The organism is Bacillus sp. S71 (assembly GCF_016625265.1).
Lineage (GTDB): Bacteria > Bacillota > Bacilli > Bacillales > Bacillaceae_G > Bacillus_A > Bacillus_A cereus.
Map to the genome: position 1 here is coordinate 1 of NZ_JACVUW010000009.1, position 15970 is coordinate 15970.

Consider the following 15970-nt stretch of genomic DNA (forward strand, 5'->3'; position numbering starts at 1 on the left):
GGGTCCATCCATAAGTGACAGCCGAAGCCGCCTTTCAATTTCGAACCATGCAGTTCAAAATGTTATCCGGTATTAGCCCCGGTTTCCCGGAGTTATCCCAGTCTTATGGGCAGGTTACCCACGTGTTACTCACCCGTCCGCCGCTAACTTCTTGAGAGCAAGCTCTCAATCCATTCGCTCGACTTGCATGTATTAGGCACGCCGCCAGCGTTCATCCTGAGCCAGGATCAAACTCTCCAATAAAGTTAGTTTGTCTAGCATCTAAAAATAAAAATTGACGTTTCACGTTGTTTGTTTCGTTCAGTTTTCAAAGAACTACTTGGTCGCTCATTTGCGACTTCCTTATGTTAACATCTTCGTTTTTCGATGTCAACTAAGTTTTTCAATTTCTTTTTTGTCGTTTTCTGCGTTTCCGCATCAGCGACGGTTATTAATATACCATCATGTTTTTTAAATAACAAGTGTTTTTTATAAAAAACACAAAAAAATATCTATCCTACTTTCTTCTATAGAAAGAACTATTATCCTTCCTACTAAAAATAGTTATTCTGATTGTATACTACTACACTTCATTCAACCAAATTGCATTTCACAATACCTTCCCAAGTTTTCATTCTCTTCTATATTAAAGTTTATAATAATTATCCTTCTATAGAATAACGATATAACTTAGCCTTAAGAAAAAATTCCATCCACATTAAACAATTCCAATGCAAATATTAACTTAAGAATATTGTTAGAATTTTTTTACATTTAATTAATGAAAAATATCCATTTTTTGTTATATAGTAAGAAAGGATGTACTCAACTATAAATAAACCAATGGAGGAATTATTTTATGGATAGGTTAACAAAGTTTTCATTAAAAAACCGAGCTGCCATTATCATCATGATTTTTCTCATTTCCATACTCGGTGTTTATTCCGGCTCTAAATTACCTATGGAATTTTTACCAAGTATCGACAATCCAGCAATTACCGTCACAACCTTATCTCAAGGACTCGACGCTGAAACGATGACAAAGGATGTAACTGATCCTCTCGAAAAACAATTTCGCAATTTAGAGCACGTCGACACCATTACTTCTTCTACATACGAGGGATTATCACGTATCGACATTGCGTATACATCAAAAGCAAACATGAAAGATGCAGCACGCGAAGTCGAAAAAGCCGTCAATACAATTAAATTACCTAAAGATGTAACCAAGCCCGTAGTTAGTCAACTAAACACTTCTATGATTCCACTCGCCCAAATTACTATCCAGAAACAAAACGGGTTTTCAAAAGCAGATGAAAAACAAATTGAAAAAGAAATCGTACCACAACTCGAAAACATTGATGGTGTTGCTAATGTTATGTTTTTCGGAAAATCCACCTCTGAATTATCTATCGTACTTGATCCGAACCAATTAAAAAACAAAAACGTAACATCACAGCAGGTACTCACTGTTTTACAAGGAAAAGAAACTTCTACTCCAGCTGGGGCAATTACTGTTAATCAGGAAGAATACAACCTCCGCGTCATTGGGGACATAAAAAATGTAAATGACATTAAAAACATCACTGTGGTACCCCAAGTGAAATTGCAAGACATTGCTCAAATCGAAATCAAACAACACTACGATACAATCTCACATATAAACGGAGAAGAAGGCACTGGATTAATCATCATGAAAGAACCGAGCAAAAATGCAGTTGCAATTGGAAAAGAGATTGATAAAAAAGTTAAAGAGATAAATAAGGAATATAAAGATCAGTTTTCCATTAAACTTTTAGCCTCAACCCATGAACAAGTTGAAAATGCTGTTACTAGCATGGGAAAAGAAGTAATACTTGGAGCAATCGCTGCAACTCTAATTATCTTAATCTTTTTACGTAACTTCCGAACAACACTCATCGCTGTTGTCAGTATTCCATTATCTATTTTATTAACACTCTTTTTACTACATCAATCTAACATCACACTTAACATTTTAACCCTTGGTGGTTTAGCTGTTGCGGTTGGACGTCTCGTCGATGATAGTATCGTTGTCATCGAGAATATTTTCCGCCGTTTACAAAAAGATTCTTTCTCTAAAAATATTATTCTTGATGCAACGAAAGAAGTCGCCGTCGCAATTACTTCTTCTACTTTAACAACGGTCGCTGTTTTTTTACCTATCGGCCTCGTATCAGGAGCAATCGGAAAATTAATGTTACCTATGGTATTAGCAGTTGTATATTCTATTCTATCATCCTTAATCGTTGCACTCACAGTCGTTCCACTTATGGCTTTTTTACTACTCAAAAAAACAAAGCATCGAAAGCCAAGTTCTTCATCACGATATGTCGCTACGTTAAAGTGGTCTCTTTCTCATAAATTCATTATTCTACTTACTGCATTTTTATTATTTGCAGGATCAATTGCAGCCTATATATTACTACCGAAAGCAAACATAAAATCTGAGGACGACACAATGTTATCTATTAACATGACATTTCCAGCCGATTATAATGCTGAAGCTCAAAAACAAAAAGCATTTGATTTCGAAAAGAAATTACTTTCTAATTCAGATGTAACAGACGTTATTTTACGAATGGGATCTAGCGCAGAAGATGCACAATGGGGGCAAACAACTAAAAATAACCTTGCTAGTATATTTGTAGTCTTTAAAAAAGGTTCTGATATTGATCAATATATTAAAGAGTTAAAAAAGGAAAATAAAACTTTTGAGCCTGCTGAACTTGATTATATAAAAACAAGTTATTCAAGCTCTGGCGGCGGCAACAACTTACAATTTAACGTAACAGCTACTAACGAAGCGGATTTAAAAGAGGCGGCTACTATCGTCGAAACAAAACTAAAAAGCATGGATGATCTTTCTAAAGTAAAAACGAATTTAGAAGACTCTAAGAAAGAATGGCAAATTCATATTGATCAAACAAAGGCTGAACAACTAGGTTTAACACCAGAAATAGCTGCGCAACAAGTAGCATTCCTTATGAAGAAGTCACCTATTGGCGAAATTACAATTAATAATGAAAAAACTACTATTATGATAGAACATAAAAAGGAAAACATTGGTAAACAAGAAGATATTTTAAATACAAACATACTATCACCTACTAATGGACCAATTCCTTTAAAAGACATCGCAACTATTTCAGAAAAACAAACGCAAACAGAAATTTTCCATAAAGACGGAAAAGAAACAATTCAAATTACCGCCGAAGCTTCAAATGAAGATTTGAGTAAAGTAAACACAGCAGTAAATAAAGCGATAACTGACTTAGATTTACCTAGCGGTTCAAAAGTAAATATCGCAGGAGCTACTGAATCTATGCAAGAGAATTTTACAGATTTATTCAAAATTATGGGGATTGCAATCGGGATTGTATATTTAATTATGGTTATCACCTTCGGCCAAGCACGCGCTCCTTTTGCAATCCTATTCTCCTTACCGTTAGCTGCTGTCGGTGGTATTTTAGGATTAATCATCTCAAGAACACCTGTTGATATAAATTCCTTGATTGGCGCATTAATGTTAATCGGGATTGTTGTTACAAACGCTATTGTATTAATAGAAAGAGTCCAACAAAATCGGGAACACGGAATGGAAACTAGAGAAGCCTTACTTGAAGCAGGTTCTACTAGACTACGCCCAATTATTATGACAGCTATTACAACAATCGTCGCTATGCTCCCACTCCTATTTGGCCAATCCCAAGCAGGAAGTATGGTATCAAAAAGTTTAGCCGTCGTTGTCATCGGCGGTTTGGCAGTCTCGACTGTTCTTACATTAGTAGTCGTTCCAGTTATGTATGAACTATTAGATAAAATCGGGAGAAAAAGACGCTCCCGTAGGAAAATAAGCACTTCAACAGAAACACCTGATATTTAAAAACAAAAGACGTTATCTTCACAAATGAAGATAACGTCTTTTCTCTACTTAGTCATATAATCCATCATTTTTTCCACATATTGCTCTATAGGTTTACTAGAATCCACAATAAGGTATTCATTATTTAAAGGTCTTTGACTACCATTTAACCACTTTTCAAAACCTACTTCCGACTCCACCTTTTCAATTTGACTGATCATACGCTTACGTGTTTGCAGTCTCCTATTAATCTCTTCCATATCATTAAGATAACACTCAATATATTTATATTTCACACCATGTTTAGTTGATAATTTAATTCCTTTTTCAACCATTCCCTCATATAAACACGGACTATCCAATATAACACTATGCCCTTGTTCTAAATAAGAATCAATCAATACCCATTCGGCATCATACGCAAGCCCACCAACAATCGTTGATTCAATTCCTTTTACTTTTAATGATTTTAACAACGCGGATTTTAAAACATCATGATTTATAATTACAGCACCTGTTAATTTCGCTATATACTTAGAAACTGTCGATTTTCCTGACCCAGGAAAACCTGACATTTGCAGAAAAAACAAATTAAAACTCCTCTCTAAATTACATCTGTTCTTTATAATTAATCACAAATTCAACAATCATTACATCCATTCCTTCTATATTAAAATACAAAAGAACCCCCTACTTATAAATAGAGAGTTCTTCTTTATAATTTATGCCGCTTTTACCTTTTTCGTTGCTTTACTTTTTCTTTTCGTTCCTGTAAAGCGCTTGTGTAATATAGATGCTATCAAGCGTGAAATAACATTGAATAGTAATACCATAATAATTAATACAGCTGCAGATTTTGTCGCAATCAACTTCGCATCTGGAATAACTCCTTCAGAATTTAATTTCCAAATGTGAACCGCTAATGTTTCAGCTGGTCTAAACGGATTTAAAGGATGCGCAGGACTTGAGAAATCCGCTGCTGAATTTAAAATCGGGGATGTTAAACCCGCTGTGTAAATTAATGCTGCCGCTTCCCCAAATATACGACCCGCCGCTAAAATAATCCCTGTAATAATTTGTGGTAATGACGATGGGATAATAATACGAGCGATTGTTTGCCACTTCGTTGCACCTAATCCAAGACTTGCCTCTTTTACATTATGAGGAACTTCTGAAATCGCATTTTCACAAACACGCGTTAAACCTGGTAAATTTAAAATAGTTAAAGCAAGAGCACCACCCATTACTGTGTATCCCCAACCTGTCATTGTAACGAACACTAACAAACCAAATAAACCAACAACAATAGAAGGTAAAGACGCCATCGTCTCTATACATAGACGAACAAAATTTAAAAAACGTCCTTGTTTTGCGTACTCTGCTAAATATATTCCAGCACCTAATCCAAGAGGAATAGATATAATAAGCGTTATAACAAGCATGTAGAAGGAATTGAATAACTGCGGACCAATCCCACCACCAGCTCTTGTATTGCTTGGTTCTCCAAACAAGAAATTAGGATCCCAAAACCCCCATCCCTTTTGTAAAATCTCAAATACTAAGAACACTAGCAAAGCTACAACTAAAGCCGCAACCGCATAAAAGATACCTGTCCAAACTTTATTTACCGTTCTTGCATTCATTATTATCGCTCACCTCTTTGCCCAATCGCTCGAATTACTAAAATAAACAGGAATGAAATAACAAGTAAAATCATCGCTAAAGTCCATAGCGCATTGTTCCAAGCAGTTCCGTTCAATGTATTCGTCATATCCATTGTTAAAATACCAGTTAACGTCGCTGTCGGACTATATATTCCTTCTGGTAATTTAATCGTATTCCCGATTACCATTTGAACCGCTAACGCTTCACCGAAAGCACGCGCTAAGCCTAAAACAACACCTGTTAAAATCCCTTTTTTCGCAGCAGGAACAATCACTCGGCTAATCGCTTGCCATTTTGTTGATCCTAGACCATAAGAAGCTTCTAAATAATCAAATGGAACAGAACGTATTGCATCAGAAGCGATACTAGCAATAGTAGGTAAAATCATAATACTTAATACAACAATACCCGCAATTAAACTAAAGCCTACTCCCCCAAACGAATCACGTAATAGTGGTACTAAAATCGTAACCCCTAATAATCCGTATACAACTGAAGGAATACCAACTAACAATTCTAGAACAGGCTTCAATACTTTATTTCCAAACTTTGGCGAAATTAAATTCATGAATATAGCAAGAGCTATAGCAATTGGTGCACTAATAATAACCGCACCTAACGAAACCACCGTTGAACCTACAATGAAAATTAAAGCCCCGAAGGATCCTTGATCAGCATTTGGATTCCATTTTGTCGATGTTAACATCTCAGTAAATGAGATACCACTTTGTGTAAAAGATTGAATACCTTTACCACAAATAAACGCAATAATAGCTAATGTAATTAAAACAATAAAAATACCACAAAACGTAACAAGTGATCTTCCTATATATTCACTTTTCACGTAATTAATTTGTTTTTTCCCCTTCATCACAGGACAGACCCCACTTCACAGATTGAAATGAACAGGACTGGCCTTGCAGCCAGCCCCATAAAACTTTATTACTTATTTAATTTAGACATTGGAATGTAGCCCATATCTTCTACTTGCTTTTCAAAGTCTTTACCTTTTACATAATCGATGTAAGCTTTTGTTGCTTCTTTCGCTTCACCTTTTGTTACCATATACTCGTAAGACCAGAATGGATATTTACCAGACGCAATGTTTTCAACTTTCGGTTCAGCACCATCAATTTTCACTGTTTGTAGTGCACCTTTTTTATCTCCAACCATGTAAGACATCGCTAAATAGCTTACTGAACCTGGAGTAGAATTGATAGCTTGCTCTACTGCACCGTTAGAATCTTGTGTTGTACCAGTTCCATCATTAATTTTCGCGTCTTTCATAATCGTTTTTTCAAATGTAGCACGTGTACCAGATGAAGCCGGACGATTAATTACGTTGATTTTTTCATCTTTTCCGCCTACTTCTTTCCAGTTTGTTACTTTTCCAGTGAAGATATCTTGTACTTGTTGCACTGTTAAGTTATCAACTTTTACATCTTTATTTACGACAAGAGCGAATGCAATACCCGCTACCTTGTTATCTACTAATTCTTTCGCCTTTTCAGCATCTTTTATTTTATCTCCAGACGGAACATCTGAATTACCAATTTGTACTGCACCAGATGCTACTTGGTTAATCCCAGTTCCACTACCGCCACCTTGAACTTGAATAGAAACTTTTGAATTTTTCTCCATGAATTTCTTTCCAGCTTCCTCCGCAAGAGGTAGAAGAGCTGTAGAACCAGCTGCTGCAATCGTACCTGATAATTCTTGTTTTGTATTATCGCTTCCTTTAGCAGTTTCTTTACTAGTTGTATCTTCTGCTTTCCCACACCCAACTAATGCTCCTGCTACCACTAAAGCTGCTAAAGAAAATTTAATACCTTTTTTCATAACCATGTCTTGTACCCCCATTTGGATTATCACTTTTCGAATTCATTTTCTTTCGAACACAAATTCATTGTAGGACAACAATATTATGTGAGTGTTAAGCAATTTTTAATTTTAAGTAAATGACGATAATCATCCTCAAAAGCTAGGAATCCCAACATTTGTAGTTAAAGAAGCAAACAAAAACCACACTAACTATGCTGTAATGTAAATTTATTCTTAACAATGTAAATTCAATGTAAATGTTTTTCTCTCTTTTTCCCTTTTAGTTAAAGTTACATTTACAATTCCGCTGTATTTTGTAACTTTTTCACGCCTAATTTATGCACATTAAAAAGAATTTCAGTAATATTTTTTAGTACAACTAAATAAATTGGAACAATTCTAAAATTAAATGAATATTTTTAAAGTACTAATTGACAGCATCATCCAATGTAGTCTACTATATTACTAACAAAAAGTTTACCTAAGGAAACTTTTTAAACTAACACTAAAAATATAGAGAAGAGGTAACTTTTATGGTATCGGCTAATACTAAATCCCTTTCCGAGTTTAAAACAGGGGAGTTTGTACAAATTGAGAAGATACAATTAGAAGGAACTATGAAACGACGTTTATTAGATTTGGGATTTATCCCAGGGGCAACGATTAAAGTATTGCAACGCAGTCCACTTGGAGATCCGGTCGCTTATCAAGTGAGCAACACAACTATTGCACTGCGCAAAGAAGAAAGCTCCCTTATTTTCGGGGTATTAATAGGAGATGATTTCAGATGAGCAAACATCGTATTGCTTTAGCTGGTAACCCGAATACCGGGAAAAGTACATTATTTAATACTTTAACAGGTTTAAAACAACATACTGGAAACTGGACGGGAAAAACTGTTTTAAAAGCTGAAGGAGAATATGAACATAACGGAAGTAATTATACATTAATAGATTTACCTGGAACTTACTCACTATACTCAAATTCCGCAGACGAAGAAGTAGCGAGGGATTATATTATATTCGAAAAACCAGAAGTAACTGTAGTTGTCATAGACGCAACTGCTATGGAAAGAAATTTAAATTTAGCACTCCAGGTGATGGAGATGACAAATAATGTAGTCATTTGCATTAACTTAATTGATGAAGCCGAGAAAAAAGGGATTGTTATCGATGAAAAGAAATTAGCAAAATCACTTGGTGTACCTGTCGTTAAAATTTCAGCACGTAACCGAGTAGGTATTGGTCATTTGCTAAATGTTATTGCAAAAGTAGCAAATAAAAAACTAATTCCAACACCAATTAAAATTACTTACAGCGAAAAAATCGAAAATATGATTCAGGAATTAGAACCACAAATTTATAAAGTGTTCGGTGATACGTATCCAGCACGTTGGATTGCGTTACGTATATTAGATGGAGATAAAAATTTCTTAACTACACTTCAAAAACACCATAATGAACCACTTGTAAGGGAGGTCGTAATTAATGGAATCTCACTCAGCCAGTAAAGCTCTTCCATTAGACTATATTATTCAACATGCACAATCACTTTCAAAAGAAGATATACGAGATGATATAGTCGGAGATATTTACCGAACATCTGCAAGCATATGTAAAGAATCTGTCCAATATACAAATACTGATAAATTATATCGTTCCGAAAAACTAGATAAAATTTTCACATCTCCAATCTGGGGATTCCCAATTATGCTCGGTATTTTATCTATTATTTTTTATCTTACAATTGCAGGCGCTAACGTACCATCTGATATGATTGCCGAATTCTTCGGATGGGCCGAAGGATATTTAACATCTTGGTTCCAAGCAGCGCATGCACCTGAATGGTTACATGGCATTTTAATACTTGGTTTATTCCGTGGTATCGGTGCTGTTATTAGCGTTATGTTACCACCTATGGCAATCTTTTTCCCTATGTTCGCGCTATTAGAAAACTACGGATACTTACCACGTGTCGCGTTTAATATGGACCGCTTATTCAAACGATCCGGCGCACACGGGAAACAATCTTTAACAATGGCAATGGGATTTGGTTGTAATGCAGCAGCCATTATGTCAACACGTATCATTGAATCACCACGTGAACGTATGCTAGCAATTTTAACGAACAACTTCGTTCCTTGTAACGGTCGCTGGCCTATGTTAATTTTAATGGCTTCACTATTTATGGCTGCTGGTTATACAGGCAGTATGCAAACATTGGTTACTGCTGGCGTTGTAGTTGGAATGGTTGTAATTGGTGTTATTATGACATTAACTGTTTCTTGGGTACTATCAAAAACAGCCTTAAAAGGGGTTCCAACTCACTACACACTGGAGTTACCTCCGTACCGCAAGCCAAAAGTTTGGAATACAATTGTTCGCGCAACACTCGATAAATCAATCTACGTTTTAAAACGAGCTATAGTTGTTGCTGCCCCTGCAGCTGCATTAACTTGGTTACTTGCTAATATTTTTATCGGTGACACAAGCTTACTTATGTATTTTGTAAATTTCCTAGATCCATTTGCTAAAATGTTAGGACTTGACGGGTTTATTCTAGCTGCATTCATTCTTGGACTACCCGCTAATGAAATTGTAATCCCAATTTTATTAATGTCTTACTTATCAACTGGGGCTTTAACTGAAATAGATGATTTTAATCAAATTAAAAATCTATTCCTAGAAAATGGTTGGACTTGGTTAACAGCGTTAAACACAATGTTGTTCTCACTTCTTCATTTCCCGTGTGGAACAACACTGGTTAACATATACAAAGAAACAAAAAGTGCAAAATGGACATTCTTATCGTTTGCAATCCCTACCGTTATCGCCATTGTTGTTACATTCCTCTCTACACAATTGGTACATTGGTTAGGGCTTGTATAAAACAAAGCATACATAGAAGGCATCCCCCTTCACATATGCTTTGCCCGAAAGAAACCTGAAAATCATTCAGGTTTCTTTTTTTGTACATCAGTATTCCACGGCTGCGCTCCATACGTTGTGAGTTTTTTATGAATGAAATAAATAGCCCCCGGCAGCACCGCCATTAATATCGTGCAACTAATTCCTAATCCAGTAAACAACTTTCATCACCTTATTTCACTCTTTTCGGTAAAGCTGAACCTGAATGTTCAATTGTTGGATGAACGTGAACAGTAATTTCAGCATTACTAAAGTAATTTTCGCCTTGATCCCAATTCTTACTTATTTTTGTCCATTCTTTATAATTATGTCTCTTATACACTTCCCCTAACTCTAATACATCTACCTTATATTTTTTTTGAACAAGCTTAATCGACTTTTGAATACGCTCCTCCATTTCTTCCGATATATCCTTCTCTAAACGCTTTTCATTCAAAACCTTTTTATGATCACTAAAGTGCAACTCAGCTATTGTACCTTCCAGAAATAAATGAATATTAAATTTCGGTTTTGTAGCATTCGTTGTGGATACTTTAATTTTTCGACGTAACTTATGAATTTCATATGTAATAAGTTGATTCTTTTTACGGATGGTAAAAAAACCTCCAATTTTTTTACCTATTATATAATTCATCCCTAATGTTTCTTCCCCACTCAAATTGCCTACGCACTTATTATCCTTTCCACGAAACAATGCTGCACCATTCATTTGTACTCCTTGCTTTGTTAGTTCCAGAATAGGCAATACAAAACTTCGGTTAGAAATCATCTTTTCCTGCACCTCACCAATTCTTGCAGCCTCAATCATTTGGGCATTTTTCGGAGGGTGTTCAGCTAACATATCAATATACTGCGCCGGTAAATTTTCAGGCTTGGCACTTTGTTTTAAAATAGCTTCGGCATTTTTATTAGAAACGAACAAACGAATATTTCTTCTCATCTCATGATCGCGAATATATACATCTAACGTATTTTGTAAAATGTATGGATGTGAAAGTAATTCTTCAGAGAAAATAATCACCTGTATATGAGGGAAAAATAATGTACGACTAATTTTTTTGGCGATTATTCTTATTTGTTCAAATACACTATCTGCTTTTGCACTAACATTAATATAATTTTCGCTATCCCCACCCCCTTGTCCGCCCTGTTGAGACAATTTACTAGGGAGTACCATCTGATAGGTCCCTTTCATAATTGGATTCGCTTTCTTCTCCTTCACGATATCGTAAGCCGCTCCTACTACAAATCCTCTTTCTTCTATCTCTTCTAACTCAGAACACCCACTCATAAATCCAGTTAAAGCCATAACCATTATAATTTTAAGAAGGTGTTTCATTTCCACCATTCCTTCTTTTTATTTTATATATAATTAAAACGAGCAAAGGAGCTAACACAACAAACCCCATATCTATCCAAGCTAAATAAGTCCCATAACTTGATAAAGTATTCAAACTACTAGGTATCATATTCACCATAAAAATAATAGGGGCACTTACGAAAATAAAAATATGTTTCTTCACTTTCGGAAACATAGCACAAAACAATAAAGATGCGACGTCATAATACATTGCTGTAGTGTTATAAATTGTAATAATCCAAGTCGTAAAAAAAATCGCATCAAACCTTTCTAAAAATCCTCCCCCAATTTCAATTTCTTTCCCTAATTCAATTGTTGGATATGTCAATCCACGTGTTGTCATATAAGTAAAAACGCTAATACAAGTTACATAAATTAAAATGTATGACAGTACGTTTACCATCACCGCTTTCGCGACTGCCATTGGCGCTTTTTTCGCTGTCTTATCATTTAGCAACACCGCATAAAATAAAGCTACTTCAAATCCAATAAACGTAAAAATAGAATTTTTAACTCCAACAGCGTATTGACTTACTTTCGTTTGAAAAGCTGGTAGTAAATTATTTATTTCCATTAGATTTATATTTAATAAAGAAAGAAGTACTATTGCAATTAAAACAATAGGTAAGAATAAAACATTTAACCTTAATAAGGCTGCTCGTGATCCTGCTATTCCATAAATAACAACTAATAAGAAGAAGAAAGACAGTAGTTGTATCGGTGTATCACTAAATAAATACGTTTGAGAAATAACTGAAATCATTCGCGATTCATATGCTGTCAAAGCAGCAAACGTTAATACTAAAATACTACTAATTGTGTATGCAACAGGCTTCGTCAAATGCGCACTCGTATATTGAACAAAATTTTGTTTCGGAAATAAGATAGCTACTCTCGTCACAAACCAACCTAAAACTGCGCAGATCAATCCACCCAAAAGCAAGATAATCCAACCGTCCGAAAATAAAGTTTGGTTAGCGATATCTCTTGGCATAGACAATGCCCCTATACCAATAATGGTCGATGATACCGCAAACCCAATTTCCCGAGATCCAATCTCTTCATCGCCATACTCAAATGGTTTCACTTATTTTCGCTCCTTTGGACGTATTGTAGAATCTTTTGTTTGTAAGTACTCTGGTCTATCTTTCAACATCGATTTTGGCATGCGAATAAATTCTTCTTTCCAATCTTTATAAAATGCAGGAGCAATTGGGGTTGTATACGGTATACCAACACTTGTTAAATTTGTAATATGAATAGCAAGTGCAATCAGAGCTAGAATGATCCCATACAACCCAAAAGCCGTTGCAGCTAATACAAAGACGAAAAGTAAAATTCGGAACGTAATCGTAATACTATATACAGGAAGCGAAAACGTAGCAATCGCAGTAACCGCAATAATAATAACTAAAAACGGATTTACAATCCCTGCATTTACCGCAGCTTCTCCAATTACAAGACCTCCTACAATCCCTATCGTTTGTCCCATCGGTTTCGGCAATCGGATTCCAGCTTCTCGTATTAATTCCATAGTCAAGGCCATCATTAACGTTTCAATATATGCTGGAAACGGAACACCTTCCCTCGCACCCGCAATTGAATAAGCCAGTTTAGAAGGAATAAGTCCTTGATGGTAAGATACAAGCGCTACATACATAGCTGGTAACAAAACCGCAATTATACCTGATCCCATACGTAAAAATCTTAATAACGTTCCAATCACCCAGCGCTCGTAATGATCTTCTACAGATTGAAAAATATCAACAAATACGAGTGGCGCGATAAGAGCAAACGGGGATCCATCTACTAAAATGGCCGCCTTCCCTTTCGCTAATGAGGCTATAATATTATCAGGCCTCTCCGTATTCAAAAATTGTGGAAATGGGGATAAATTATTATCCTGAATTAATTGTTCAATCGTACCTGTTTCCAAAACGACATCTGTCACTATTGATTGAAGACGGCGATCTAACTCTTTTACAATGTGAGGATTTATAATATCTTCTATATATACTAGGGTTACTTCTTTCTGCGATCGCTTCCCCATAATATAAGATTGGAACCTCAACTTTGGATCGCGTAAACTGCGTCGGATTAACATTTTATTCACATTAATATCTTCATTCAATCCAACTCTCGGTCCGCGTATTAAATCTTCTGTCACTGGTGGCTCTAAACTTCTCTTCTCCCAAGCCCTACTATTAATAACGATAGCAGTTTGAATATTATCAATTAATATAACTGTATCTCCCGCTAAAATCGCATTCATAATATCTGGAAACTTCGTCTTTACACCCACTTCTGCGATAGAAATAAAACGATCCAATAACGTTTGAACAACAGCTTCCTCATTTTGAATTTCTTCGTATTGCAGTGTGCGAATGACATATTTATAAACATTATCCTTATCTGTTAATCCACATAAAAACACAACCGCACAACGTGTAAAACTCCCAGCAAGAGCAACTTCTCTAATTGTTAAATCATTAGGTGAACCTAACTCATCCCTAATTTCTTTCATAACTTCAAATAAGTTACCTTCAAGCTCTAACAATTTCCCCACCTAACTTCCTTTTCAACAAGTTTTTAGTTAGATTCCGCTAATAGAAGAAAATATATACAAAAAAGAGCTATCTCTTTGCAAAGATAGCTCCAATAAACGAATTACTTTTCTACTATTGTAGTGTTTTTCTTTATAAATACACCTTTTGTAAATCCACTAACTACAAACATCACAATCATATTAATTAACAATGCGACTATGCCCACATTCAAATCTTTTATATACTGCGGAAAACTCGGAAACATCGTAGCTATAGTTGAGCCAGATAAGGTAATATATGCGACCACTAACAGCCCAACTCCCATTCCTGCAATCGCTCCTTGCTTCGTAACAATTTGGCGTGGAAACAAGCTACATACAAGTGCAGGGAAAAGTTGCGTAACGATACTGTACCCCATTAAGAGAAGCGCTCCTATTGTTTCCCCTCCTTTAAATGTAAATAAAACTGCCACGAGCGTTACTACAGGCACAAATAATTTTGCCATCTTAGCAACTTGTCTATCTGAAGCAGATGGAACAATCGTTCGATAAATATTTTTTGCTAACAGTGTAGAAGCCGCCATAACAAGCATAGAGCCTGGAACCAATGCCGTTAATACTCCCGCACTACCAATAATCCCAATAAACCAAGGATCAAAAGTTTGTAAAGCAAGACGGACTAACGAAAGATCTACATCCGCTCCCTTTAACCCAGGAACTTGCAATATAGCAGCAAACCCTGCGAAAAATACGAAAAGTAACACTAAAGAATACAATGGCATAATTGCTGCATTTTTACGAAATACTTTTTCATTTTTTGCAGAAAAAGCAGAAGCAAATGTATGAGGCCACATATAGAAACCGAGGGCCGTTAATATAATAGTAGAAACAAACCAAGAAATACTCATTCCTTCTTCAGGTAAAGATAAAAATCCTGGTTTCGCTGCTTCTACAGCTTCAAACATCGGCTGAAATCCTCCATAATAATGATACGGTAAATATATACCTAAAAACATAACGATAAACAGTATCATAATATCCTTCAAAGCAGCCGTCCAAGCTGAACCGTGTATACCTGAAACCATTACATATATAGTTATAACAATAGCACCAATCCAAACCGCAACAACAGGTGATACCCTTCCGTAAGACGCTTCTGAAACGATAATTCCCAGTCCCTTTAACTGTAAAACAAGATATGGGATGATGGAAACAACACCAACAATTGAAACAATAAGTCCAAGCGCCTTACTTCTGTATTTCTTCGCAAAAAAATCCGACTGCGAAACAAGGTTATGCTCTTTTGCATACTTCCAAATCGGTGGCAATAAAAAATACGATAAAAGATAAGCTAAAGCACCATAGCCTAAAATATAAAAGGTAGGTGCGCCTTTACTATACGCCCAGCCGCTTCCTCCTAAAAATGTAAACGTCGTATAAATTTCACCTGCCATAAGGAGAAAAACAAAAATAGTGCCAAACCCTCTTCCTCCAACTGACCATTGCTCTAAATTCATATCTTTTCCATGTTGTGCCCGAATCCCTAAAAATAGTGCGAGAAACAAAAATAAAATAATGATAAGTAATGCAGTCATTTTACATCCTCCTTATTAGCAGGATCAAACACGTACACAAGCCCCATACAAAGAGATGTAATAAACACTGATAATAATACCCAAAATAATAAAAAGGGCATCCCTAATACGTAAGGAGTAACTGAATTCGCAAATATTGGCCCAACTACTAAACAAAGAACTGGAATAAGCGCTAGGATGTGTATTTTCTTCATC

General features: G+C 35.7%; 14 protein-coding genes and 1 rRNA gene. 4 read left to right on the forward strand and 11 right to left on the reverse strand.

The genetic code is table 11. The annotated features are described in order from the left end of the window. Window positions 1–243, reverse strand: a 16S ribosomal RNA gene (locus IBT51_RS18885); the annotation flags it as partial. Between the two features lie 595 nt (window positions 244–838). On the opposite strand from IBT51_RS18885, the gene IBT51_RS18890 reads away from it, so the two are divergent. Next, on the forward strand, window positions 839–3883 hold the full coding sequence (locus IBT51_RS18890) for an efflux RND transporter permease subunit (protein ID WP_088021829.1): 3045 nt from the start codon (window positions 839–841) through the stop codon (window positions 3881–3883). 44 nt (window positions 3884–3927) lie between these two features. On the opposite strand, the gene IBT51_RS18895 is transcribed toward IBT51_RS18890, so the two are convergent. The 4 genes from IBT51_RS18895 to IBT51_RS18910 form a co-directional block, all read right to left on the reverse strand. Continuing rightward, window positions 3928–4452, reverse strand: a complete 525-nt coding sequence (locus tag IBT51_RS18895) for a P-loop nucleotide/nucleoside kinase family protein (RefSeq protein ID WP_088021830.1) — start codon at window positions 4450–4452, stop codon at window positions 3928–3930. Between the two features lie 132 nt (window positions 4453–4584). Continuing rightward, window positions 4585–5505 (reverse strand): phosphate ABC transporter permease PstA, encoded by a 921-nt coding sequence (gene pstA / locus IBT51_RS18900; protein WP_000994139.1) that lies wholly within the window; start codon window positions 5503–5505, stop codon window positions 4585–4587. Between the two features lie 2 nt (window positions 5506–5507). Continuing rightward, complete coding sequence (pstC, locus tag IBT51_RS18905) at window positions 5508–6398, reverse strand: phosphate ABC transporter permease subunit PstC (RefSeq protein ID WP_000676676.1); 891 nt, start codon at window positions 6396–6398, stop codon at window positions 5508–5510. A 71-nt stretch (window positions 6399–6469) separates the two neighbouring features. After that, window positions 6470–7372 (reverse strand): phosphate ABC transporter substrate-binding protein PstS family protein, encoded by a 903-nt coding sequence (locus IBT51_RS18910; RefSeq protein WP_000245112.1) that lies wholly within the window; start codon window positions 7370–7372, stop codon window positions 6470–6472. A gap of 509 nt (window positions 7373–7881) precedes the next feature. Between IBT51_RS18910 and IBT51_RS18915 the strand changes: the two genes are divergently transcribed. The 3 genes from IBT51_RS18915 to IBT51_RS18925 are packed head-to-tail and all read left to right on the forward strand — an operon-like array spanning window position 7882 to window position 10236. Further along, window positions 7882–8139 (forward strand): FeoA family protein, encoded by a 258-nt coding sequence (locus tag IBT51_RS18915; RefSeq protein ID WP_000252994.1) that lies wholly within the window; start codon window positions 7882–7884, stop codon window positions 8137–8139. Continuing rightward, a complete protein-coding gene (locus IBT51_RS18920) occupies window positions 8136–8858 on the forward strand; it encodes a FeoB small GTPase domain-containing protein (RefSeq protein WP_000033865.1) in 723 nt (240 codons plus the stop codon). Before IBT51_RS18915 ends, IBT51_RS18920 begins: the two co-directional genes overlap by 4 nt. After that, window positions 8836–10236 (forward strand): nucleoside recognition domain-containing protein, encoded by a 1401-nt coding sequence (locus IBT51_RS18925; protein ID WP_069355020.1) that lies wholly within the window; start codon window positions 8836–8838, stop codon window positions 10234–10236. The genes IBT51_RS18920 and IBT51_RS18925 overlap by 23 nt, the downstream gene beginning before the upstream one ends. Window positions 10237–10298: 62 nt before the next feature. Here the strand turns inward: IBT51_RS18925 and IBT51_RS18930 are convergent, their stop codons facing one another. From IBT51_RS18930 to IBT51_RS18955, 6 genes are all read right to left on the reverse strand, one after another. Beyond that, window positions 10299–10436 carry a hypothetical protein gene (locus IBT51_RS18930; protein ID WP_000493991.1) on the reverse strand — a complete coding sequence of 46 codons (138 nt, stop codon included), beginning with the start codon at window positions 10434–10436 and terminating at the stop codon, window positions 10299–10301. Between the two features lie 11 nt (window positions 10437–10447). Then, window positions 10448–11614 (reverse strand): spore germination protein GerLC, encoded by a 1167-nt coding sequence (gene gerLC / locus IBT51_RS18935; protein ID WP_023521200.1) that lies wholly within the window; start codon window positions 11612–11614, stop codon window positions 10448–10450. Next, window positions 11598–12722 carry a spore germination protein GerLB gene (gene gerLB, locus IBT51_RS18940; RefSeq protein WP_000802006.1) on the reverse strand — a complete coding sequence of 375 codons (1125 nt, stop codon included), beginning with the start codon at window positions 12720–12722 and terminating at the stop codon, window positions 11598–11600. Before gerLB ends, gerLC begins: the two co-directional genes overlap by 17 nt. Next, window positions 12723–14201 carry a spore germination protein GerLA gene (gene gerLA / locus IBT51_RS18945; protein ID WP_103574563.1) on the reverse strand — a complete coding sequence of 493 codons (1479 nt, stop codon included), beginning with the start codon at window positions 14199–14201 and terminating at the stop codon, window positions 12723–12725. A gap of 101 nt (window positions 14202–14302) precedes the next feature. Further along, window positions 14303–15775: a sodium:solute symporter family protein gene (locus tag IBT51_RS18950; RefSeq protein WP_063546480.1), complete on the reverse strand. Its 1473-nt coding sequence runs from the start codon at window positions 15773–15775 to the stop codon at window positions 14303–14305. Beyond that, window positions 15772–15969, reverse strand: a complete 198-nt coding sequence (locus tag IBT51_RS18955; RefSeq protein ID WP_000719836.1) for a DUF3311 domain-containing protein — start codon at window positions 15967–15969, stop codon at window positions 15772–15774. The genes IBT51_RS18950 and IBT51_RS18955 overlap by 4 nt, the downstream gene beginning before the upstream one ends. Window position 15970 lies beyond the last annotated feature (1 nt).